The 20,994-nt window shown below is 53.3% G+C and carries 20 protein-coding genes and 1 tRNA gene; 3 read left to right on the top strand and 18 right to left on the bottom strand.

The features are described from left to right. Nucleotides 1-191: 191 nt before the first annotated feature. The 4 genes from rlmH to BN2106_RS07045 form a co-directional block, all read right to left on the bottom strand. Nucleotides 192-671, bottom strand: coding sequence for a 23S rRNA (pseudouridine(1915)-N(3))-methyltransferase RlmH (gene rlmH / locus BN2106_RS07060; protein WP_050697867.1), 480 nt, complete (start codon nt 669-671; stop codon nt 192-194). 8 nt (nt 672-679) lie between these two features. Further along, nucleotides 680-1,474 (bottom strand): MBL fold metallo-hydrolase, encoded by a 795-nt coding sequence (locus tag BN2106_RS07055; protein ID WP_050697866.1) that lies wholly within the window; start codon nt 1,472-1,474, stop codon nt 680-682. Between the two features lie 98 nt (nt 1,475-1,572). Beyond that, nucleotides 1,573-2,856, bottom strand: a complete 1,284-nt coding sequence (locus BN2106_RS07050; protein ID WP_050697865.1) for a UDP-N-acetylglucosamine 1-carboxyvinyltransferase — start codon at nt 2,854-2,856, stop codon at nt 1,573-1,575. Between the two features lie 452 nt (nt 2,857-3,308). Next, a complete protein-coding gene (locus BN2106_RS07045) occupies nt 3,309-4,805 on the bottom strand; it encodes a peptidoglycan DD-metalloendopeptidase family protein (RefSeq protein WP_242846271.1) in 1,497 nt (498 codons plus the stop codon). 480 nt (nt 4,806-5,285) lie between these two features. Here BN2106_RS07045 and BN2106_RS07040 point away from each other — a divergent pair. The 3 genes from BN2106_RS07040 (at nt 5,286) to BN2106_RS07035 (ending at nt 6,209) form a co-directional block, all read left to right on the top strand. Next, nucleotides 5,286-5,372: transfer RNA gene (locus BN2106_RS07040), tRNA-Leu, on the top strand. Further along, complete coding sequence (locus BN2106_RS16100; protein WP_154666444.1) at nt 5,343-5,564, top strand: hypothetical protein; 222 nt, start codon at nt 5,343-5,345, stop codon at nt 5,562-5,564. Before BN2106_RS07040 ends, BN2106_RS16100 begins: the two co-directional genes overlap by 30 nt. Before the next feature lie 72 nt (nt 5,565-5,636). Then, complete coding sequence (locus tag BN2106_RS07035; RefSeq protein ID WP_050697864.1) at nt 5,637-6,209, top strand: SOS response-associated peptidase family protein; 573 nt, start codon at nt 5,637-5,639, stop codon at nt 6,207-6,209. 53 nt (nt 6,210-6,262) lie between these two features. Here the strand turns inward: BN2106_RS07035 and BN2106_RS07030 are convergent, their stop codons facing one another. The 14 genes from BN2106_RS07030 to miaB form a co-directional block, all read right to left on the bottom strand. Then, nucleotides 6,263-6,640 (bottom strand): ComEA family DNA-binding protein, encoded by a 378-nt coding sequence (locus BN2106_RS07030; protein WP_050697863.1) that lies wholly within the window; start codon nt 6,638-6,640, stop codon nt 6,263-6,265. A gap of 22 nt (nt 6,641-6,662) precedes the next feature. Further along, on the bottom strand, nt 6,663-7,472 hold the full coding sequence (locus BN2106_RS07025) for a Cof-type HAD-IIB family hydrolase (protein WP_050697862.1): 810 nt from the start codon (nt 7,470-7,472) through the stop codon (nt 6,663-6,665). Nucleotide 7,473: 1 nt separating this feature from the next. Then, on the bottom strand, nt 7,474-8,400 hold the full coding sequence (locus tag BN2106_RS07020) for an RluA family pseudouridine synthase (protein WP_407921742.1): 927 nt from the start codon (nt 8,398-8,400) through the stop codon (nt 7,474-7,476). A gap of 1 nt (nt 8,401) precedes the next feature. Then, nucleotides 8,402-8,899 (bottom strand): signal peptidase II, encoded by a 498-nt coding sequence (gene lspA / locus BN2106_RS07015; RefSeq protein ID WP_082236403.1) that lies wholly within the window; start codon nt 8,897-8,899, stop codon nt 8,402-8,404. Between the two features lie 113 nt (nt 8,900-9,012). Then, nucleotides 9,013-9,666, bottom strand: coding sequence for a DivIVA domain-containing protein (locus tag BN2106_RS07010; RefSeq protein ID WP_050697860.1), 654 nt, complete (start codon nt 9,664-9,666; stop codon nt 9,013-9,015). Nucleotides 9,667-9,681: 15 nt separating this feature from the next. Continuing rightward, nucleotides 9,682-10,440, bottom strand: coding sequence for a YlmH family RNA-binding protein (locus BN2106_RS07005; RefSeq protein WP_050697859.1), 759 nt, complete (start codon nt 10,438-10,440; stop codon nt 9,682-9,684). After that, the gene (locus BN2106_RS07000) at nt 10,440-10,922 is read right to left on the bottom strand and encodes a cell division protein SepF (protein ID WP_050697858.1); all 483 of its coding nucleotides are present in this window, start codon (nt 10,920-10,922) and stop codon (nt 10,440-10,442) included. Before BN2106_RS07000 ends, BN2106_RS07005 begins: the two co-directional genes overlap by 1 nt. A gap of 63 nt (nt 10,923-10,985) precedes the next feature. After that, nucleotides 10,986-11,717, bottom strand: a complete 732-nt coding sequence (locus BN2106_RS06995; protein WP_050697857.1) for a YggS family pyridoxal phosphate-dependent enzyme — start codon at nt 11,715-11,717, stop codon at nt 10,986-10,988. Then, on the bottom strand, nt 11,695-13,074 hold the full coding sequence (locus BN2106_RS06990; RefSeq protein WP_050697856.1) for a biotin/lipoyl attachment domain-containing protein: 1,380 nt from the start codon (nt 13,072-13,074) through the stop codon (nt 11,695-11,697). Before BN2106_RS06990 ends, BN2106_RS06995 begins: the two co-directional genes overlap by 23 nt. A gap of 24 nt (nt 13,075-13,098) precedes the next feature. Then, a complete protein-coding gene (miaA, locus tag BN2106_RS06985; RefSeq protein ID WP_242846270.1) occupies nt 13,099-14,070 on the bottom strand; it encodes a tRNA (adenosine(37)-N6)-dimethylallyltransferase MiaA in 972 nt (323 codons plus the stop codon). Between the two features lie 32 nt (nt 14,071-14,102). Beyond that, nucleotides 14,103-16,067 (bottom strand): DNA mismatch repair endonuclease MutL, encoded by a 1,965-nt coding sequence (mutL, locus tag BN2106_RS06980; RefSeq protein ID WP_050697855.1) that lies wholly within the window; start codon nt 16,065-16,067, stop codon nt 14,103-14,105. A 31-nt stretch (nt 16,068-16,098) separates the two neighbouring features. Next, the gene (mutS, locus tag BN2106_RS06975) at nt 16,099-18,711 is read right to left on the bottom strand and encodes a DNA mismatch repair protein MutS (RefSeq protein ID WP_050698454.1); all 2,613 of its coding nucleotides are present in this window, start codon (nt 18,709-18,711) and stop codon (nt 16,099-16,101) included. Between the two features lie 115 nt (nt 18,712-18,826). Further along, nucleotides 18,827-19,231 (bottom strand): YlbF/YmcA family competence regulator, encoded by a 405-nt coding sequence (locus BN2106_RS06970; protein WP_050697854.1) that lies wholly within the window; start codon nt 19,229-19,231, stop codon nt 18,827-18,829. Between the two features lie 50 nt (nt 19,232-19,281). After that, complete coding sequence (miaB, locus tag BN2106_RS06965; protein ID WP_050698453.1) at nt 19,282-20,664, bottom strand: tRNA (N6-isopentenyl adenosine(37)-C2)-methylthiotransferase MiaB; 1,383 nt, start codon at nt 20,662-20,664, stop codon at nt 19,282-19,284. Nucleotides 20,665-20,994 lie beyond the last annotated feature (330 nt).

Genomic DNA, 20,994 nt, shown 5'->3' with positions numbered 1-20,994 from the left:
GTTTTGGCCCTGCTCTGGCATTCCACTAATTCTTATGCCGGATCGTCCCTCATTATGGCAAATCCACAAAACATTCTTGTCTCAGCCGTGACTAAAGAAAAGAGGGCCATAGCACAATCAGCTAAATGGAGTGACTCCCCCCGCCGATGGCGGGGGGAGTCACTCCTTATCTGACCAAACATGATAAGTTTCTATTTATGATATTTTCCATGGTTTAAAATCTGAAAAGCCCGGTAGGTCTGCTCACAGAGCATCACGCGCGCCAACTGATGCGGGAAGGTCATCGGCGACATCGAGAGGCGCAGGGCCGCCGCCCGCTTGACCGCATCACTCAGCCCATAAGAACTGCCGATGGCAAAGCAGAGCGTGCTCGCACCGTTGACCGCGAGCGCGCCGATCTTTTCCGCCAGCTGTTCAGAAGACACCGGCTTCCCCTCAATGCAAAGAGCAAACAGCGGCGATCCGTTTGCAGCAGCAAGAATTTTTTCTCCTTCAGCCCGCAGCGCCGTTTCAATCTGCGATGCGGAGGGATTGTCCGGCAATCGGCTCTCCTGCAGTTCCACAATAGTAAAACGACAAAAAGCGGAAAGCCGCTTCGCATACTCCGCACACGCTTCCCGCCAATAGGATTCCTTTAACTTCCCTACACAAATCAGGTTGACTGTAAACATAATTGCTCCTAAAATAAAACGGACTGCCCTGTGCAGTTCTCACGCGGCGCCACACAAAGTTTATAATCCATTTTTTCTTTCATACCCGCCAAAGACAGAGAGCACACCGACGTCTGATAGGCCAGCTCCGGCGTGTTGTTTTCCGCGCTTAAATGTGCCAATACAAAACGCGTGGTCCCCATTTCCACCATGCGACATAACTCATCGGCACATGCAACATTGCTGAGATGCCCAATCCGCGACAAAATACGCTTTTTCAGCGGGTAGGGATACGGGCCGTTCTGCAACATACGGACGTCGTGGTTTGACTCTATCGCGACCAGATCCGCCCCACAGAGCGCGCCGCGCACCGTGTCCGTCATATATCCCAAGTCCGTCGATACCGCCGCGCTGCGCCCGTCCGCGGTAAACACACGGTATCCCACACTTTCCGCACAGTCGTGCGGAGTGCGGAACGACTGAATAAACATTCCGGCGCATTCCACACCGTCCAGCGTGATCTCCTGAACCGGAAAATCTCCCTCCAGGCACCCCATCTGCAACAGCGCCTGCAATGTTCCTTGGGACGCGTACACCGGGATATGATACCGGTTCGCCAGCACACGGAGGCCTTTCACATGGTCCGAATGCTCGTGCGTAACAAAAATCGCCTTGACTGCCTCCGGCTCCGTCCCGCATGTTCGCAGCATATTTACAAGCTGTTTGGCGGAACGCCCTGCATCAATTAAAACGCCTTCCGAAGAAGACCCTATGTAATATGCGTTACCGCTGCTGCCGCTGAAAAGCGGCGTAAATCTCGCCAAAAGACCCGTTCCTTTCTCCTCTGCAGGCAGCCCGGTTCGGACTGCCTAAAAAACAAGAGAATGGATGGATACCCATTCTCTATTGTCCAATAGTTTTCTTAAATCGCCCGCGCAATCACAGGTTCCGGCACGTGGATGCGCTGAATATCCGCGCCCAGGCTGCTGAGCTTTTCCTCCACATTTTCGTAACCGCGTTCAATGTGCTGGATATCCTCCACCTGCGAGGTCCCCTCCGCACAAAGAGCGGCAATCAGCATCGCGGCGCCCGCGCGCAGGTCCGTCGCCTTGACCGGAGCAGCGGACAGATGGTCCACCCCTTCGATAACCGCCAGACGGCCGTCCACAGAAATCTGCGCGCCCATCCGCTTCAGCTCCTCCACATAGCGGAACCGGTTGTCCCAAACGCTTTCGTTGATGATGCTGGTCCCATTCGCAATGGCGAGCAGCACCGCAATCTGAGGCTGCATGTCCGTCGGGAATCCAGGGTGCGGCATTGTTTTGATATTGCATTTATTCAGGCGCGCATCTCTGCGCACCCGGATGGAGTCGTCATATTCCTCCACCTCCACGCCCATCTCCTCCAGCTTGGCAGTAATGGACTCCAGATGCTTTGGTATGACGTTTTTAACCAGTACATCTCCGCCCGTCGCAGCAGCGGCAACCATATAGGTACCCGCTTCGATCTGGTCAGGAATAATAGAATAGGTTGTACCATTCAGATGGTCCACCCCATAAATTTTGATAACGTCTGTGCCGGCGCCGCGAATATCGGCGCCCATAGAGTTCAGGAAGTTTGCAAGATCTACAATATGCGGCTCTTTTGCCGCGTTTTCAATCACCGTCAAGCCCTGTGCACGAACTGCCGCCAAAACAATATTGACCGTCGCACCCACGGAAACGACGTCCAGATAGATATGGCTGCCTTTTAACTGCTCCGCGCTGACGTCGACCATGCCGCCGTCCAGCTTGTAATTGGCGCCGAGCGCACCAAAGCCCTTCAGGTGCTGGTCGATCGGCCGCACGCCGAAATCACATCCGCCCGGCATCGTAACCACGGCATGGGAAAAGCGGCCCAGAAGAGCGCCCAGGAGATAATAGGAGCCGCGGATATGCTTTGCCAGTTCATAGGAAGCGACGCAGGTATGAATTTTGCGCGGGTCAATTTCAATAGTCGATTTATCAATGGTGCGCACCTGCGCACCCATATCATACAAAATACGGGTAATGGAAGTCACATCGGTGATATTCGGTATATTTTCAATGCGGCATACGCCGTCCGATAAAATCGCTGCAGGAATAATTGCAATTGCGGCATTCTTTGCACCGCTGATCGTTACCTCGCCGGTAAGCCGGTTGCCACCATTAATCACAAATTTGTCCAATGCGGCACGCTCCAATCTCAAAATTCACATAATCCTACCCAGGTGTCAGGGAAATAGACCCAAATAAAAAGCCTGCGCCTCTTTCCGTTTTAAAAATGAAAGTAACACTATCTTTTGCAGAAACCGCAAAATTAGTGATGTCGCAGACTGTTAATATTTACAAAATGATTCAGTTATATTCTTCAAAAATCACGAAACATTTGCCTAATATGAGCATCATTTACTCCTAACGATAATAATACACCTGCCGCTAAAAGTCAAGCAAAGCCAGCCAATCTGGAAAACTTTGTGAATGTAAATAAAAATAATTGCGTTGCCAAACGCCCCTTGTATGTAAATCTGCGCACAGCGATGAACTTTACATAATTTGCCTTTTCTTTGCGGCATAATACGCCAAACAGAAGGAAAAGAGCGCCCTGCCGTTATAAACGTGCAGAGCGCTCTCCATTCTTTTATCTTACATAATTCAGCGGATTTTGACGGCTTCCGTACCGGTACACTTCAAAATGGCAATGTGGTCCGGTGGAATTGCCCGTGCTTCCAACCAGTGCAATGGCCTGCCCTTTGGCAACCTTTTGCCCTGGCTTTACCAAAAGCTTGCTGCAGTGCCCGTACAGCGTCTGCAACCCGTTGCCGTGGTCGATCTGCACCCGCAATCCGTAACTGCCGGAACGCCCGGCCGCCGTGACGGTTCCACCGTCGGCTGCCACGATGGTTTTGCCGTACGCACCGCTGCCGGAAATATCGATGCCGCTGTGAAAACTGCCCCAGCGATACTCATAATACGTGGTGATCGTATGCAGGGATGGGACAGGCCACATCATGGTTCCTGTACTGTAGCCTGGTTCGGCAGACTTGGGCCGCTTCTTCGTTCCGGTCACAACCACCTTATCCACCGGCTCCTGCAGCGTCTGTTTGCTGACATTCTCCCGGCGCACTTCGCTGCCGTTCCGATACGTCACTTTATCCACACACTGCTGCTGCCCGTTGACGCCTTCTGTCAACACCTTGGAATAATCTGTATACTGCGAATCGTCCTTTTGGGTAATCGTCTTGTAGGGAAGCGCCACTTCATACGTCTCTGTCTTGGTCAGCTCCACACTGAGCCTGGGAACTGCGACCTCAATGTTGATCAGGTCACCCTCATGCATCACATCGCCGATCTGCCCATTGTTGACACTGTTCAGCTGTGCGATGGTCAGGTTGTGCGCCTGCGCAATCGAGGTTGCGGTATCCCCCGCCTTGACGGTATAAATGACCGCATCCTTCTCGGTTCCTGTCAGCAGTTCCCGCATCTGATCACTGGTCATTACACTGTTGGTCGGGAACAGGCCGCTGACCGTCTCCACGTTCTGTGCAAAGGAGGCATCCGCCGCGGTATCTCCACCGCGCGCATCGTTCAAAATATTCTGCAAAATATAGCGCAGGTCCGCGCTGCTCTTTACTGCGCCGATCAACTCGCCATCCACATACAGGCCGCTGGCTTCTTCAATAATGCCGTCGGACTGCTTAATGATCATATCGCAGACCGCGCTTGCGGCAGCATAACGGCTCTCATCCACAACAGAAAGCTTGAAGGCCGGCGTGATCTCCACCGTAGCCTCTTCCCCTTTTACGTCATGAATCATACGCTGATTGACCATCTCGGTCGCCTGCTCAAACACAGATTCGCTTTGAATCGTCGCGATTTCCTGTCCGTCGTAAGTCAAAACCAGGCCGTAATTTAAATTGTTCCAGTATTGTACGGTAAAAACCAACAGCGCCAGCGCCCCCAAAGGCGCCAACACGTTTAGCATGCCGCACAGGAAGCCTTTATGCCGCACAAAGCTTTTTCCTGTAATCTTCAGGGACTCCATTATGGCCTGGCCCATTCCCTGCCGCTTCGCCTGCTTTAAACGACGTCCGGCAATCAAAAATCCCTCTTTAATCGAACGGAATTCATTTTTCAAACGATGGACCTGCCTGCCGATCGTCCGTGCATAAATTCGCTTTAAAAGCGTAATAAGCGGCAGGAAAAAGCGGTGGAGCCTTCTATGGACCCTTTTTATAATACGAACCGTCTGTATTCCAACAATATACAAAAAACGGCAAAAGCGCGCGAAGAGGCAGTGCAATTGCGCGCGGTCTGTCCACAGGTTTTTTGTTTCTGTCTGGATGGAAGGTTCAACAGACGACGCCTGTTTTCCCTTTTTTAGGAGCTGCATCACTCTATTCCCTTTCCTTTGTTCATAAATTAGTTACAACTTTGTAATGTTGATATCTTATAATACAACAAAAGTTACAAACTTGCAACCCTTTTCGGAAATTCGCAGAGAATTACAAAATTTTTCAAATTTTTTTAGAATACCGCTTGACAATCCGTTTTCGTATATGCTATACTAGCCAAGCAGTCGGGCGAGAGCCCAAAAGCAAGAGCAAAAACCAAATATGCAGGTATGGCGGAATTGGCAGACGCGCATGGTTCAGGTCCATGTGAAAGCAATTTCATGGAGGTTCAAGTCCTCTTACCTGCACCACAAAATCCGGACCAAATTGGTTCGGATTTTTTTTGTCCGGACAAATACGAAATAATAAAATATGGACATTCCCCCACGGATCGCCTTGTCAAACCTGACTTTTATAACGCTTTCTTTTTACCTGTCTGTAAAAAGCAGATTAGGAAAGCACCGCTGGAAAATTCCATCTTTGCCGCTTCTTTTTGGCAATAAAACCGTTTGAACATATCCTCTGCAAAATTGGGTATTTTATGATAGAATTCCATAATCTTGAGGAGGATGACTATGTGCGGACGGTATACACTCTTGGAGGACGATCGAAACCAAAACATTCGGGAAATTCTGGAACAGATTGAGCGGAAGCACGGCAGGGACTGCATTAAAACCGGAGAAATCTTCCCCACTGCCGCCACACCGATTTTGGTGGACGGTGAAAACGGGATCCAACCGGAACTGGCAAAATGGGGATTCCCACACTTCGCGAGCGGCAGCGTTGTGGCCAACGCGCCTGTGGAAACAGCTGAAAAAAAGTGGATGTTCCACAACAGCCTTTATACGAGGCGCTGTCTGATCCCCTGCACCGGCTTTCGCAAATGGGGGCCTGAAACCGTCAAACAGCGCTATACCAACCCTGACCATACACCCGTTTATATCGCCGGTATGTACAACGATTACGATCAGGAACGGCACTGTGTCGTCCTGACCGCGCCAACTGGAGACAATACCGGCAAACGGGAAGAACGCCTTCCTGTCGTAATCCCCGCAGAACGGGCCGACGAGTGGCTCTCCGACACCGTCTCCGCATTTTCCATGCTTCACTGCGAACCATCCGCTTTGGAAAAAACAGATGAAACATAAAAACAGGAATCAAGCGAAACAGTTTCGTTTGATTCCTGTTTTTATGTACACGTTCACGGCTGCAAAACCGTCACTTTGTCCTTAATTTGTTCAAACAGCTTCTCCCCTATACCATTTACCTCTTTCAATTCCTCAACACTGTAAAAGCCACCGTATTCCTCACGATAATCCACGATTCGCTGGGCGAGAACCGGACCGATTCCATCCAATGTGTCCAACGCAGCTGCTGTTGCCGAATTTAAATCGATTTTTTCAGCAGGCTCCTGAGGGACATACGATTCCGTGCCAGTGCCGCCGGACATTTGATCGGTCCACACCTCATTCTGTAAAGGGATATCCGGCACATAGAAAGCATTGTAACCGACGATCAGCGCGCAGAGAAATGCCGCGATTCCAATCAGGATTCGCACCTGCTTCTTTTCCTCTTCCAACCGCTCCCACCGCCCTATCTTCTTACGAATGCCTGTATTCAATCTCTTCGATCAAATCCGCCACCGCCCCCTGGAAACAATGTCCCACTACGAGGTCGGCCCGCCGCTTTATATCTTCCGGTGCATTCTCGGGAACCGCCGATACACCCGCGGCCTCCAGCAGCTCCGTATCGTTATAGTAATCTCCAATCGCATAAACCTGTTTTAAGTCATAGCCAGCCATCTGTACAGCCTTTCGCAGGGCGTTTCCTTTGCTGGCCTGCGCGGGGAGCATCTCCAGATAATTCTCAGAAGATGAGACAAACCGCACATCCTCATGCGAGAAGGTTCTGGCAAAGGCTTCCATTTCATTCATTCTTTCCGGATCGTCTGCAAACAGCGCCTTATACCAGGGCTCGTCCGCGTCAACCGGCGGGCCTTCACTCCATGACACGCTCTCATGATTTAAATGCTCCGTCACATATGCGTTGTTGCGTAGAATATGGATGGTTTCGACGCAAAAATATTCAATCCCCGCCGTTGGAAACCGATCATAAAGCTTTTGGATATAAGCAGCCGCTGTATGCTGGTTTAAGTGGCAGTCCCATATAAGTTTTTGCCTTTGATAGTCATACAGGATCGTCCCATTCAAACAAATGCATGGTCCTTTGGGATGGGTCAGTTCCGCGTATCTGCCGCCGGATAAAATCGACCGTCCGGTCGCAATGGCAAAACTGCCTCCCACATTTTGAAAGCGCTCGATCGCCCGGAGATTGCGTTCCGGCACAACAAAATTTTCACCGATCAGCGTACCGTCCAGGTCGCTGACTAACAGAACTCCACTTAAATCCAATTTACATTCCTCCTGCGGACAATTTATTCAAAAGCGCGGTAAAATAATCCGGCAGCTCACTGGTGATTTCCAGATACGCCCCCGTGCGCGGATGGATAAAGCCGATGGTACGCGCATGCAAACACTGCCCGTCCAGATTGGGAACCGGTTTTTTGGGGCCGTAGACGGGATCTCCCGCCACCGGATGACCAATATACGCCATATGCACGCGAATCTGATGCGTACGCCCGGTTTCCAGCTTCAGCCTCACATGGGTAAAGCCCGAATACCTAGCCTGCACTTCATAACGCGTTACGGCGTTGCGCGCGTGCTGGTCCGTCACCGCCATACGCTTCCGATCCGTCGGATGCCTGCCGATCGGTGCATCCACCGTCCCGCTGTCCACCTTTAAATTACCGTGGACCACTGCCTCATACATGCGCGTAAAGCTATGAACTTTGATCTGCTCCGCCAGATTTTGATGGGACAAGTCATTCTTTGCAACAATCAGCAAGCCGCTGGTGTCTTTATCAATCCGGTGGACAATCCCGGGCCGAATGACGCCGTTGATGCCTGACAGAGAATCGCCGCAGTGTGCCAGCAGCGCGTTAACCAGCGTATGGCTGTAATGGCCCGCAGCCGGATGCACCACCATCCCCTTCGGCTTGTTGACCACCAACAGATCGCCGTCTTCATAGCGAATATCCAGCGGAATCTCTTCCGGCTGCACGTCCAGCGCGACGGGTTCCGGCAGCGTTACAAAAAAGACATCTCCAGCATGCAGCCTGTAGTTCTTTGCGACCGGTTTTTTACCGCAATGGATCATTTCCTGCTCCGCCAGCTTTTCCACCGCAGAGCGGGTGCAGTTTTCCAACCTTTCCGCCAGAAATTTATCCAAACGCATCCCCACATCGTCGGGCGCTGCCGCAATTTCCACTACTTCCGCCAAATCAAAGCCCTCCGGAGGACGGATCCTTCGCAGTCAGCCTTTTCCCCTCTTTTTTGTCGGAGAAAAACAGGATGTACAGCATCAAAAGAACCGTTCCCACTGTCACACAGCAATCGGCAAAATTGAAAATGGGCGGAAAGAAAGAAACATGAATATAATCGATCACATAGCCGTAGAGCAGCCGGTCGATCAGGTTTCCAATACCGCCGCCGATGATCAGGACAGAGGCTGTCAACGAAAGCCAGTTGTGCTTTTTATAGACAAATAGTCCCGCGATCAACAAGAGGGTAATCAACCCGGTCACAACAATAAAAAACCAACGCTGATCCGGAAGCATGCCGAATGCCGCGCCCCGGTTTTCCAGGTAGGTAAAATCTAAAAAGCCTGGGATGACCGTAACTGAGCCCACTGGCTGCAACTGTGTTGCCACCAGCCATTTGATCCACTGATCTGCCGCGACAGCCACAGCGGCCAAAAGCAAAGATATCACTGCTGTCATAAAATCCTCCTTCGCACGTTTCCGCATATTGCTTCTTCGTATGGAAAAAGAGCGAACTTACGCCCGCCCTTTCTTTCGTGTCATTTCTAAATTTTTGCTGAACGCTGCGCCGCTCAGTCTAAAACGTCCTCTCCGTGGGCAAATGGGTCCAAATTCGCAGAGGTTTGCTCTTCGTCAAAATTCGCGATCGTCACGTGGAAATCATCCGGAAAACCGGGTTCCTCCGCCTGCGGTACCACCGTCTGCGGCTCTTTGGTCAGCTTGATTTCCTGCGGCCGCTCATTCGGAATGGCATCGATCAGGGTCAAATGCTGCTTGTAGGTTTCCAACAGCTGCGCACGGAACGCGGCGGTCTCTCTTTTGAGGAGGTCCAGCTCCTGCTTCTGCGCAAGGATATTTTCATCCGCGCCGGCAATGATGCGTTCCGCCTTCAGGGTGGCGTCCTTTATAATGATCTCCGCCTTATGGCGCGCCTCACGAACCGAAGCGTCTCCCAGCTTTTGCGCGCTGACAAGGGCATTTTTAATCTCGTTTTCTTCCTGACGGTAGTCTTCTATTTTGCCCGCCAAAACCTCCAGCTTTTTCTGAAGCTGGTCATATTCTTCCTTCTGCTTCTCCATCTCTTCCTTTTGCTCGATGTTCTTACGAATCATTTCGTCGTAGGATTCCTTCACCTTATCGACAAAAACGTCCACATCGTCGGGATGGTAACCAGAAAACTTTGTTCTCCTAAAAGTGACATTGATAATGTCATTCAGCGTAAGCATAAAAGAAGCCTCCCATTATATATATTTCCTGCCTGCAACGCTCAGCCGCCCCTTCTTTGTCATAGGGCCGAGACGGTCCAGAACGTACCGCCCTTTGCCGCGAACCGAAAGTTTATCCCCCTCCGCCACCTGTGCTGAGGCAGAGGACTGTACCTCATGGTTCAGCATGACCAGACCGGCGCGGACCAAGTCCGCCGCCTTCTCCCGGCTGAGCCCCAAGGCCAGCGCCGCGATACAATCCAGCCGTGCGGATGCCACCACACCGGAAAACGGAGAAAAGGTATGGGGCTCCGGATATGGCAACGACGCACCGGGTGAAATTCTCACACCGACGCGTCCGATTTTGTCAACCTGCTGTGTTAAAAAAGGGGCGATTTCCTCCCGCACAAACAGTACGGAGCGCCCCGGCTCCACCAGAATGTCCCCGACCGTTTCCCGCACAATTCCTTTCGACAGCAGCGCACCCAGAAATTCGCGGTGCGTCAGCGCATCGCAGGACCGGTAGGAAAATGTCAGCGTCTCCATCGGAAACAATTCCGCGGCTGGCTCCATGTAATCGGGAAACGCGCCAAACAGAACGCGTTCCGCCTCGTCGGTTCCGCCCCAAAGCATATAGTTTGTAAAACCGAACCGGCGCATTTGCCGCTCCGCCAACGCCGCCTGCCGTTCATCCAGAAAACCGATAAAATGCGGCCTGCCATTCGAGGCAAACCGGCAGGCGTCTTCCAGCTTTGCCTCCAGCACCGCATCTTCTGTTCCGGTGCGTTTTTCCATTAGAAATACACGCCGTTGCTTTCCAGCTCATCGAGTACGTCGTCTCCCGTCAGGTCTACATTGTACGGTGTGATGATAAAGGTGCTGGTTGCGACGCGTTTGATCTTGCCGCCGTTGGCATACGCCACGCCGCTGAGGAAATCGATGATCCTGCGGGATACGTTCTTCTCTGTGTTCTCCAGATTCAAAACCACCGTGTGCATTTTCAAAAGCTCGTCCGCCACCGCGCGGGTTTCCTCACCGAAACGCTCCGGCTTGAACAAAACCACCTGCAGCTGCGCGGTCGCATGGATGTTGACTACCTTATTGTTGGAAGAACTGGACGGCGCACGTTTGATGGTATCGCGCACCTCGCGTTCCCGCGGCTCTTCCCGTTCCGGCGGCGCGCTGTCCTGCGCAGACTCCTCGTAATCGTAGTCGTAATCATACTCATCATCCGGCGGATTCCACATATTCTTGAATTTCTGTACCAGTCCTGCCATAAAGTTTGCCTCCTATAAATTCTCCCGGTCTCCATACGGCGGCCGATTTTTTAGTGAATGGATTCAATACTGCCTCGCCCCAAACAGGGCGGACCCGACGCGCACCATATTCGCGCCTTGCAAAATTGCCTGCGCATAATCAGCAGACATCCCCATGGACAAATAGTCCATAGTAACATTATCTATTTTTTTGGCTTTCATGTCAATAAAATAATCGGACATCTTTGAAAAATAGCGGTCCATTTCCGTGGAATCGGCATTTGCAGGCGGAATTGCCATCAATCCACGCACCTGAATACCAGGAAATACGGAAATCTCTTCCACTAATTCCGGCATTTTCTCCGGAAGAATACCGGACTTATTGGCCTCTTTTCCAATATTTACCTCAATCAAAACCTGCATATCCGATCCATTTTGTGTGCAAAGGCGGGAAATCTCTTTTGCCAGCTTTACGCTGTCCACAGACTGGATCATGCTGACCTTGCCAATCAAATACTTTACTTTATTGGTCTGCAAATGCCCGATAAACTGCACATCCGTCTGCTCTTTATGCAGGTAATCATATTTATCACACAACTCCTGCACGCGGTTCTCTCCAATGTGGTCCAAGCCGATTTCGATCCCGTGATTGATCACCTCTACCGGTACGGTTTTGGTCGCGGCCAGCAGGGTAATTTCCTCCGGCGTTCTGCCGGACCGGACCGCGGCCTCCGCGATTTTCTCCCGGATCCTTTTCAGGTTTTCCTCCAGATCCAGAAAACGACATTCCAGATCATTTGACGACTTTTCCATCATATAAATCCGTCCCTTCCACGACGATCTCGTCGTAAAGATGCACCGTTTGGTCGGTGAACAGACCCTCCATCGGGTCTGGGGGATCTTCCTGCCCCTCATACTGTACAAACGGCTTTCTGGCCATATCCTTCTCCTCATCCTCTGTCAGCGACTTGCAGATGACATAACTGTTTGTGCTGTACAGCGGAATGATCTGCCGGAATTCCAGTTCGCTGCCGTGCATGACATACACGCCCTTGACTTCCCTGGTGACAACGCCGTTGTCGTTGCCATCCTTGTCCTTGGTCTTTTTGGTGATTGTTTCAAAGTGAATGGCCTTCTGGCTGACGCGCAGGCCGCTGTATTCCTCGATCTGAATCTGCACGGTCTCGTTGCGCAGCTGCGCCAGAGACGCGTCCATGTTGTTGCAGCGCATAATTACCGCCGCGTCAGATTCCTTGTCCTTCTGGTTTACCTTGACTACCTCCGCGGGAACCGGCGCGGCCGCTGCAAATGGGAAGGACAGCGTCACCAGCTTGCTTTCATAGCGGGTCTGGTTGGCTTTCTCCTGGAATTTCAGCGCGGTATCCGCATCGACCACGCACACAAAATACCAGTTGAACTCCCCGCAGATTTTCCCCACCGCGTTGGAGGGAGCAGGTTGCAGCGCAGCCTTTTCCCGCACCTCCTCCGGTGTGATCTGCTTAATGTTATGATAGTCAAAAACGCCTTCAAAGCCGTCCAGACGGCTGATAAAATATCCGGATGCAGGCGAGGCAATTGTGCCTGTCTGTGCGCCGTGCGAAGCCGCCAATGTATTCCGCTGCGCTTGCAGGGAACTGATGCGGGCATTAAAATCCGTAACCTTTTCTGTGACGATTTGCTTTTCATTAAGCAAATACAAAAACTGTTCCCGGTTATCCGAAAGCTCACTGAAGCCGTTCTTGCGCGAACCGATCAGCAAGTCTGTAAACTGCTGATTGATCTGCTTGTTCAGGGAGTCCGGATTGGCTGCATATGTATCGCCGGGCGAATTCAACTTTTGCAGCTTGGCAATCTCATTGTCCAGATCCTCCAGCTGCCGTTGTGCCGCGGCGTCGGCGTCGTTGGCGTAGGTAACAGCGACCGTTCCGCCTTTAAACACCCGGCCTCCGTCCTCGACCACGTAGGTGATCACACCGTTGACCGGCTGCTCGATCAGGCTTTCGTCACGCACCGCGATGCCGCTGGTCTGGATCGTGTCCGATTCCATCTTGCTGTATACGGTTTCCGTCCGCACAGAACTGTAATTGGCATTATAGATTTGGTAGCCTATATAGAGAAACAACAAAAAAGCGACAAACAGGGAAAGCAGCCGCTTCAGCATAGGATTGTTCACAGGATGCCTCCTTTCATCAGCTGTTCAACGGATGTTTTCCAGCCACGCGCGCAAAATCCGCGCGGCCTCGTCGGCGACGGACGAAAAATCCGGCTGCTCGTCCGCCAGAATCCAATGAATTTCTTCGTCGCGCCGGAACCAGGTGCGCTGCCGTTTGGCATAGCGGCGGGTTTCCTGCTTAATGGAATTCACCGTCTCCTCCAACGTGCCATTCCCGGCAAAATACGGAAGGAATTCCTTGTATCCAATCGCCTGCGCCGCGGTTTTAGGGCTCTGCGCCAGCACCTCGCGCGCCTCCCGCTCCAAGCCCAATGCAAGCATCTCGTCCACCCGGGCATTGATGCGGTTGTAGAGAACCTGCCGGTCCACAAAGTCCAGTCCAATAATACAGGTATTGTATGGGGAAGCAAAGCGGCGGGATGCTTCCAACTGCTGCGTCATGGTCTTTCCCGTTGTATGATAGATTTCCAGCGAGCGAATCACGCGCCCGACGTTATTGGGATGGATACGCGATGCGGAATCCGCATCAATCCGGTACAGCTCGTCCCAAAGGGCTTGTACGCCCTCACACTCTGCCTTGGCTGCCATCTGCGCGCGAAACGCGTCGTCGCGCTCCTCCTCGGTAAACTGAATATTCTGTAGAAATGAACGCACATAAAGGCCTGTCCCGCCTGCCAGAATCGGCAATTTTCCCCGGCTGTAAATATCCCGAACGCATTTTGCGGCCAGCTCCACATATTCCGCCACACTGAAGGGTTCCTCCGGGTCGGCAAAATCGATCAGATGGTGCGGCACACTGCGCATCTCTTCCTCTGTCGGCTTTGCGGTTCCAATCGCCATCCCCTTATAAATCTGCATGGAATCCGCGGAGATGATCTCCCCGTTAAACCGCAGCGCGAGTTCCACCGCCAACCGGCTTTTGCCGGAAGCCGTGGGACCGACCACCGCCGCAACGGGAATATTCTGCTGTTTCGGGTACGTCTGAATCGACATCATTTCTATTATAACCTCAATTGCTGCATATTCTGTCAAATGCGGCCGAACTGTTTTTCCAAATCGCGCTTTTTCAGCACGATCGACACCGGACGCCCGTGCGGGCAATAGCGTATATTCGGATTCTGCTCCAATCGTTCTGCCAACGCCAGAAGTTCCTCCGGGCGGCTCTCATCCCCGGCTTTCACCGCTGCGCGACACGCTACGTTGTGGTACAGCCAGTCAAGCTTTTCTGTGGTCAGGTCGTTTTTGGACGACTGCAGATAGCCGGCAATTTCCATCACCGCGTCGGCTACATCTTCGCCGCCCAAAATCAGCGGCGCACTGCGCACCAAAACGGTCCCCTCTCCAAAGTCTTCCAGCTCAAAGCCGGCTTTTTCATAGAGGTCCATCGCATTCAGCACCGCCGCGTATTCATTCTTTTCCAGCGTCACAGGGATGGGCTGTAACAGCAGCTGCGGCAACGCCTGTTCGCCGTTCGCCTTCAACTCTTCATAAAGCATACGCTCATGCGCCGCATGCTTGTCGATCACAACCAGCTCGTCCCCCCGTTCCAGCAGGATATAGGTGCCGAACGCCTCGCCCGCCAATTTGGCAGGCGGTTTTTCCGGTACAAGCGGTAATTCAGCCTGCACGGCCTCCATTCTCTCCTCCGAAACCGTGGGCGATGGCGGCTCTTTCGCAGCGTCTATTCCTGAACGCATATACTGCACCGGCGGTTCTTCCTCCTCCGGCCCGGTTATATCCGCCTTTCGAATGTCGGCGCCAAAGCTGTGGGTCAGGCCGGACGGCGCGCCGCTGTCCCGCACCGTCCAATCCGTTTGGACAGGCGCCGCCCGGAATCGCTCCGCCTCCACCATTGGAATTTTTTGTTCCGGCTGCATGGGTTCCACCTGCCTGATGGAAACCGTCTCCTGTTTCTGCGGGGTCAAGACGGTTTGCGCCTCTGATTTGGTCTGCGGAAACGGCGCAGCCGGAGATGCCGGATGCAATTTCATCACGCTGGGAGCATCCCACTGGTTCAACGCCGTTTTAACGCCGTGATAGACCGCGTCAAAAATGGGACGCTCGTTGATAAACCGCACCTCTATCTTCGCCGGATGGACATTGACGTCCACCGTCTGGTAGGGAATTTCCAGATGCAGCACGCAGGCGGGCATTTTACCAACCATCAGGGAACCTTTGAACGCCTCTTCCAGCGCCGCCATCGCGGTGCGGCTTTTGACATACCGTCCATTGATAAAGAAATGCTGCATACTGCGGTTGGGCCGCGCTGCCGCCGGTTTGCTGACAAATCCGGAGACCGACACGCCGTTGTACGCGTACTCGACCGGCATCAGCCCATTTGTAAACTCCTTGCCAAATACCGCATAGACGGCAGACTTCAGTTTCCCGTCTCCCGGCGTGTGCAGCGTCTCTTTCCCGTCCCGGATCATGCGGACGGACACCTCCGGATGAGACAACGCCAGGCGATCCATCACGCTTGCAATGGCGTTTGCCTCCGTCACGTCCTTTTTTAAAAACTTCATACGGGCGGGCGTATTAAAAAAGATGTCCCGTACCACAAATGTGGTTCCCTGCGCGCAGCCGGCGTCCTCGCAGAACTCTTCTTCTCCGCCTGCGATCCCATACCGCGTTCCGGCCAGTTCGTCTGCCGTTCGGGTCAGAAGCTCCACACGGGAAACCGCCGCGATGGACGCCAGCGCCTCACCGCGGAAGCCAAGCGTCGCAATGCTTTCCAGATCGTCCTGGTGATGCACCTTACTGGTCGCGTGGCGCAGAAACGCTGTGGGGACATCCTCCCGTGCAATGCCGCAGCCGTTGTCTGTCACGCGCATAAACGTGGTGCCGCCGTTCTTAATTTCAACCGTCAAAACCGTCGCGCCCGCGTCCACGGAATTTTCCACCAGCTCCTTGATGACGGATGAGGGGCGTTCCACCACCTCCCCGGCGGCGATCAGCTCCGCGACATGTTTGTCCAAAACATTGATCTTTGCCATGCGGCACCTCCTTGTTGTTATAAATTATATTTTAATGGGCCAGACGGCTCAGTTCAAACAGGGTATTCATACATTCGATCGGCGTCAGCGTGTTGACGTCCAGCGCGCGCAGCCGTTCCATCACTTCCGTTTCGTTCGGCGGAATCAGCGCCAGCTGCACATCTTCCTGCTCTGAAGCGGGTTTTCTTCCACGCCGTTTTGGCATGGAAACCTCCTGCCCGCCCTCCAGCTCCGCCAGAATCTGTTTGGCGCGCGTGACCACCTTGTTGGGAACACCGGCCAGCTTGGCCACCTCAATGCCAAAGCTGTCGTCCGCGCCGCCGCGCACGATGCGCCGCAGGAAGGTGATGTCGTCCCCGCGCTTTTTGACGGCAATGTTGTAGTTTTTCACGCCCGAGAGCTGTTCCTCCAAGGCTGTCAGCTCATGATAATGTGTGGCAAACAGCGCTTTGGCCCCCAACGTCTTTTTATCCGCCACAAATTCCAGCACCGCGCGGGCGATACTCATACCATCATAAGTGGAGGTGCCGCGCCCGATCTCGTCGAGAATCAACAGGCTTTTGTCCGTGGCATTCCGAATGATCTCCGCTACCTCCGTCATTTCCACCATGAAGGTTGACTGCCCGGAGGCCAGGTCGTCCGACGCGCCAACGCGCGTAAAGATGCTGTCCACAATGCCAAGCTCCGCATGGGCGGCAGGCACAAAACAGCCGATCTGCGCCATCACAGCGATTAAGGCGATCTGGCGCATATAGGTGGACTTACCCGCCATATTGGGGCCGGTAATGATCGCCACACGGTTTTCATCCTTGTCCAGCTGCACGTCGTTTGGAACAAACGGCGCGTCCAGCAGCGCTTCTATCACTGGGTGTCGGCTTTCTTTCAAAACAATTTTGCCATCCAGATTGACCACCGGGCGCGTGTAATCATTTTTGACGGAAACCTGTGCGAAGGAAAGCAGCACATCCAGCTTTGCCACCGCCTGCGCCGTCTGCTGCACGCGGTTCAGCTGTGCGGCGACCGTTTTGCGCACCTCGTCAAAGAGCTGGTGCTCCAGCTGCACGGACCGGTCGTGTGCGCCGAGAATGCGGCCCTCCAGCTCTTTGAGTTCCGGTGTAATGAAACGCTCGCAATTGGTCAGCGTCTGTTTGCGTATGTACTCCGCCGGGGCCTGTTCTTTATAGGAATTGCTGATTTCAATATAGTAGCCAAACACACGGTTGTAGCCGACCTTCAGCTTGGGAATACCCGTACGCTCACGCTCTTTGGCCTCGATCTGTGCGATGATTCCCTTGCCGTCGCTCATGTCGCCCTTCAGCAAATCCAGTTCCTCGCTGTACCCCGGGCGAATCATGCCGCCGTCGCGGATGGAGAACGGCGGGTCGTCCACAATGGCGCGGTCGATCAAATCCTGTATGTCCTCCAAAGGATCAATATCCTGATGAATCCCCGACAGCAGCGCCGACTTCGATTCCCGCAGCAGCGCTTTCAGTCCCGGCAGCTTTGCCGCCGCCGATGAAAGGGAGCGCAGCTCCCGCCCATTGGCCGAGCCGTACACGATGCGGGACAGTAACCGTTCCAGGTCGTGGATGCCGGTGAGCTGCTCCGCCAGACTGTCCCGCAGAATGGCGTCCTCCGTCAGCTCCTCCACCGCATTCTGTCTCCGGCTGATCTGTGCCGGACTGAGCAGCGGCTGCTCAATCCAGACACGGATCAACCGTTTTCCCATCGCGGTACGCGTTTTGTCCAATACCCACAGGAGTGAGCCGCGCTTTTCTTTATTGCGCATGGTTTCGAGCAATTCCAAATTCCGGCGTGCGTTCAGGTCCAGCCGCATAAACTGCGCCCCACTGTACAGCTCTATCTGCGTCATACGTTCCAATCCGGTGCGCTGTGTCTGCTTTAAATAACGCAGCAGCGCGCCGATTGCACACACCACCAGCGGGCTTTCCCGCAGGTCCAGCTCTTCCAGATCATTTTTTTGAAACTGCTCCAAAACAAGCGTCGTACAGACGTCTTTTTCAAAAGCATCGTCCTCCAGCAGTTCCAGGCTGGCAGACAAGCGTTCCTTGATAAACGGCGGCAGCGCTTTGTATGCGAGCGCCGCAGGATTGATCAGAATTTCCCGGGGAGAATAGCGTGAAAGTTCATTTTTCAGTTGTTCTTCAAGCTCTGTGCCTTCTAGCGTCGTCGCATGCAGTTCCCCGGTGGAAATATCGGCAAAGCAGATCCCCGCCCGGTTTTCCTCCGCGCAGAGGGAACAGATGAAATTGTTCTTTGTCTCATCCAGCATGCTGCTTTCCAGCACGGTTCCCGGGGTGATCACACGCACGATGTCCCGCTTGACCAACCCCTTTGCAAGCGCCGGATCCTCCATCTGCTCGCAGATGGCCACTTTGTATCCCTTGGCAACCAGGCGTGCGATATAGGTTTCCGCACTGTGGAACGGCACGCCGCACATGGGCGCACGTTCCTCCTGCCCGCAGTCCCGTCCGGTCAGGGTGAGCTCCAGCTCCCGGGATGCTGTCTTTGCATCATCAAAGAACATTTCATAAAAGTCGCCCAAACGGAAAAACAGCAGCGTATTCGGGTACTGCTCCTTGATCTGAAAATACTGCTGCATCATCGGGGATAAATTCGCCATGCGCCGCTCTTCCTCCTTCAAAAAGAAACAATCCGCGCCGGAAAAATCCGGCGGGATTTCGTTTGTTCTCATTCTATCCGCTCATCCGCACAGGATAAGCTTTTTGTACCAGAAATTAGTGACAGCCGCCGCAGGAAGAACAGTTTCCACCGCAGGACTCCACATAGTCTGCCGTTTCCGGGTCCTCGCCGTCCGCACTCTGACTGATGATGGCGCTGACGCGGTTCAGGAGCTTGTCCATCTCCTCTTTGGCACGGTTATACGCAGTCATATTCTCGTTCTGCATGATGCGTGCATAGACATGGCGGAGCTCACCATTGAGCTTTTCCAGCTTTTCCTCGTCGCGGGACTCGTTCTGCATTTCGTTGTTGATCGCGATGCGCTTGAGGTTGAACTCGCCGATCAGGTTTTGCAGCTCCTCGTCCTTGTCGCAGGTGGCACTCACCGCACGCATCTGCAAATATCTTTCATCCTGCTGCAGGGCTTTTCCCAGTTCCCTGGTCAATTCAATAATATCCATCTTGTTTCTCCATTCTATATTTCGTATATTTGATTCCGCTTTGTGGACCGTCAGGCAAGTACACCTTTTAAAATCCAGTTGCGGGCTTCTGTAATGTTGACATCTGCGAATGTCCCGATCAGGGCCGGGGCCCCCGGAAAGTCCACCACGATGTTGCCGTCCGTTCGGCCGGCCAGCAATCCCGTTTTGGCGTTCTGTTCTTCTACCAGCACCCGTTGCACCGTGCCGATCATGGAAGCGCAGCGGCGCGCGGCAATCTTCTCCTGCTCCGCACAGAGCTCCTGGAACCACTTGGATTTTTCCTCCGCCGGAACCGGATCTTCCATCTTCGCGGCACGCGTACCGACGCGCGGCGAATAGATGAAGGTATATAGCGAGGTGAATTCCACCTGGCGGATTAAATCGACCGTATCCAAAAACTCTTCGTATGTCTCCCCCGGAAAGCCGACGATGATATCGGAAGTCAGGGAAAGATCAGGAATCTGTTCTTTTGCGTAACGGATCAGGTCAAGATATTTTTCCCGGGTATAGCCGCGGTTCATTTCCTTCAATACACGGTTGTTGCCCGATTGGAACGGAAGGTGCAGATGATGGCTGATGTGCTTTCCCGCCGCGATGGTGTCAATCAGCTCGCGGGTGGCATCCTTCGGATGAGATGTCATGAAGCGGATGCGGTAATTTCCTTCCACCTCATCCAGCATGCGGAGCAGTTTGGCAAAATTGACGTCCTCCTGCAAGTGCTTTCCGTAGGAATTGACATTCTGCCCCAGCAGTGTAATATCCTTATAGCCTGCCCGCACCAGCCCGGTAAACTCCTCTAAAATCGCCTGAGAGGAGCGGCTGCGTTCCCGGCCGCGCACGTAGGGAACCACACAGTAGGAACAAAAATTGTCACAGCCGTACATAACCGTACACCAGGCGCGGAATGTGCCGTCTCGATGAATTGGCAAGCCCTCCACAATCTGTTTATCCTCGCTGTCGTCCCCGCGTTCAAAGACCCGCCTGCTGTCCGTCAGCGTCCGGAACAAAAGCTCCGGCAACTTGTGGATCACATGCGTGCCAAATACCAGGTTGACATACGGAAAACTTTTTTTAATGCGCTCCGCCACGTGCTCCTGCTCCATCATGCAGCCACAGAGCGCCACCAGTAAAGACGGGTGGCGGCGTTTTACATTTTTCAACGCGCCGACGTTGCCGAACACCCGGTCTTCCGCATGCTCACGCACCGCGCAGGTGTTGAACAGAATAAAGTCCGCTTCTTCTTCCTCTTCGGTAAAGCCGAACCCCATCTGCTCCAACTGGCCTTTTATTTTTTCCCCATCCGCCACATTCTGCTGGCATCCATAGGTGCGCACCAGGGCCATGGGTCGGGAACCGCGCGCCCGAATTGCCATAATCTGCGCAACGTCCTCCATATATTGAGTCTGGGTCATCTCTGCCAAAAAGTTAGCCTCCCCCATCTTGTACCATTTTCGAGTCATTATACCATTAAAGAGGCAAAGCCTCCATCACAATCAGACAATATTCGCCATCCCTCGAAAGCTCTGCTTCCGGTCATGGCGTGCGGTTATTCAATCATTCGCAGGATAAGGCAGGCCCTTTCCAAGGCTGGAATGCCTTTATCTGCCCACCGGGATGATTCAATGTTCGCTCAGCCGTCGGAAGCTCTGCTTCCGGTCACGGCGTGCGGTTATTCAATCATCCGCAGGATAAAGCAGGCCCTTTCCAAGGCTGGAATGCCTTTATCCGCCCACCGGGATGAT

The organism is Anaeromassilibacillus senegalensis (assembly GCF_001261775.1).
In the GTDB taxonomy this organism is placed as follows: Bacteria; Bacillota; Clostridia; order Oscillospirales; family Acutalibacteraceae; genus Anaeromassilibacillus; species Anaeromassilibacillus senegalensis.
The sequence above is the reverse complement of the archived record's forward strand: the minus strand, read 5'-3'. Positions and strand labels throughout refer to the sequence as shown.